The 2,427-nt window shown below is 33.8% G+C and carries 3 protein-coding genes and 1 other RNA gene; all 4 read left to right on the top strand.

Translation table 11 applies throughout. The annotated features are described in order from the left end of the window. The coding region (locus tag ABJD66_RS09415) for a hypothetical protein (RefSeq protein WP_348130787.1) at positions 1–277 on the top strand (277 nt) is incomplete at its 5' end. Between the two features lie 16 nt (positions 278–293). Continuing rightward, positions 294–590, top strand: a complete 297-nt coding sequence (locus ABJD66_RS09410) for a cell division protein ZapA (RefSeq protein ID WP_100895614.1) — start codon at positions 294–296, stop codon at positions 588–590. 59 nt (positions 591–649) lie between these two features. Beyond that, positions 650–760: non-coding RNA, 6S RNA (gene ssrS / locus ABJD66_RS09405), on the top strand. Positions 761–806: 46 nt separating this feature from the next. Next, the gene (gene rny, locus ABJD66_RS09400; protein WP_100895615.1) at positions 807–2,378 is read left to right on the top strand and encodes a ribonuclease Y; all 1,572 of its coding nucleotides are present in this window, start codon (positions 807–809) and stop codon (positions 2,376–2,378) included. Positions 2,379–2,427: the final 49 nt, after the last annotated feature.

Raw genomic sequence — 2,427 nt, 5'->3', positions numbered from 1 at the left:
TGAAATTGTTGATTCTTTAGAAAACAAAGTTAGCAAGCTACTTCATAAAATGGAGTTATTACAGCAAGCTAATAGTAGGTTGTATGGAGAATTACTATCGCTTAAAAAAGAACAAGCTGCTACTTCTAATTTAGTTTTAGATTGGGAAGAAAAGTACAATGCTCTTAAACTTGCAAATTCTATGCTAGGCAGTATTAAGAATAAAACAGAAGCAAAGCTTAAAATAAATACATTAATTAGAGAGTTAGATCATTGTATTGCTCAACTAGCTGAATAGTGTAATATTAATACTTATGGCAGAAAAGCTAAAAATTAAACTTTCTATTGCAGACAGGGTTTACCCATTAACTATAGATCCTAGTCAGGAAGAAGGTTTACGTAAAGCTGCAAAAAATATAGAGCAGTTAGCAAAAAAGTTTGAGCAAAACTATGCCGTTAGAGATAAACAAGATGTTTTGGCAATGTGTGCCTTGCAGTTTGCCTCTAAAATAGAACAAAAAAGTATTGATAAGCAAGAAGATACAACAGAGGTGACAGAGCGTTTGAAAGCTTTGGAGAGTATTGTAGATTCTAAGCTAAGCTCTATATAGTACAAATACGTTCATTACATAACATTAAGTTACTGCCCACATTGGTATTTTTTTGACAAACTCAACATTAATTTGTTTTTAAAGGGTGAGTTTAGTTTGTAAAAGCAAGCCTTACTAGTATAAGGATCCTTGATCATGCTGTTAGCCCTAATCCTGTTTTATAGGAGTTTGTACAAAACACCCCCAATGTGGGTTTTTTAATATATATAAACAACCATGGAGAATATTACATTTATAATTGTAGGAGCTATAGTAGGTTTAGCAATTGGTTTTATGATAGCCAAATTTTTAGAGAAAGGCAAAGCCTCTAAAACAATAGCAAGTGCAAAACTAGAAGCAGAGTCAATCTTAAGAAATGCTAAGACAGAAGGTGAAAGCATAAAAAAAGATAAAATATTACAAGCAAAAGAAAAGTTTTTAGAACTTAAAGCAGAACACGAAAAAGTTATTATTGCAAAGGACAAAAAAATGTCCGAAGCAGAAAAGCGTACAAGAGATAAAGAGTCTCAAGTAAGTAATGAACTTGCAAAAGGGAAAAAATTAAATGATCAATTGCAGTCTAAATTACAATCTGTAGATCATAAAAATGACTATTTAGAAAAGAAACAGTCTGAGTTAGATAAACTACATAAAAATCAAGTGCAGCAATTAGAAGTAATTTCTGGTTTATCTGCAGATGAAGCAAAAGAGCAATTGGTAGATTCTTTAAAAGAAACTGCAAAGTCAGATGCTATGGCGTTTATGCAAACTGCAATGGAAGAAGCTAAGCTTACTGCAGAACAAGATGCTAAAAAAATTATCATAAATACCATACAACGTATAGGTACAGAAGAGGCTGTAGAAAACTGCGTATCTGTTTTTAACCTTGAGTCTGATGATGTAAAAGGACGTATTATTGGTAGAGAAGGAAGAAACATTAGAGCCTTAGAAGCTGCAACAGGAGTAGAAATTATTGTTGATGATACACCAGAAGCAATTATACTTTCTTGTTTTGATTCTGTGCGTAGAGAAGTAGCACGTTTATCTTTACATAAATTAGTAACAGATGGCCGTATACACCCAGCACGTATTGAAGAGGTTGTGCGTAAAACAGAAAAACAAATAGAACAAGAAATTGTAGAGGTTGGTAAGCGTACAATTATAGACTTAGGTATTCACGGTTTACACCCAGAGTTAATTAGGGCTGTAGGTCGTATGAAATATCGTTCTTCATATGGGCAAAACTTACTGCAACACTCTAGAGAAGTTGCTAAGCTTTGTGGTGTAATGGCAGCAGAGTTAGGTTTAAACCCTAAAACAGCTAAAAGAGCAGGTTTATTACATGATATAGGTAAAGTACCAAATACAGAAGTAGAGGTAGAAACTCCACACGCTATTTTAGGTATGCAATGGGCAGAGAAATACGGGGAAAAGCCAGATGTGTGTAATGCAATTGGTGCTCACCACGATGAAATTGAAATGAAAACATTAATTGCTCCAATTGTACAGGTTTGTGATGCTATTAGTGGTGCTAGACCAGGTGCAAGAAGACAAGTTTTAGACTCTTATATACAGCGTTTAAAAGATTTAGAAGAAGTAGCCTTTGGGTTTGTGGGTGTACAAAAAGCATATGCCATACAAGCGGGTAGAGAGTTGCGTGTTATTGTGGAGAGTGAAAAAGTAAATGATGATAAAGCAGCTGAATTATCTTTTGAGATTTCGCAAAAAATACAAACAGATATGACATATCCAGGACAAGTAAAAGTTACTGTAATACGTGAAACTAGAGCTGTTAACGTTGCTAAGTAATTTTTAACTACATAGTATAATATTAAAAAAGCCTCCTAAATGGAGGCTC

It is taken from the genome of Cellulophaga sp. (genome assembly GCF_039943695.1).
Taxonomy (GTDB): domain Bacteria; phylum Bacteroidota; class Bacteroidia; order Flavobacteriales; family Flavobacteriaceae; genus Cellulophaga.
The sequence above is the reverse complement of the archived record's forward strand: the minus strand, read 5'-3'. Positions and strand labels throughout refer to the sequence as shown.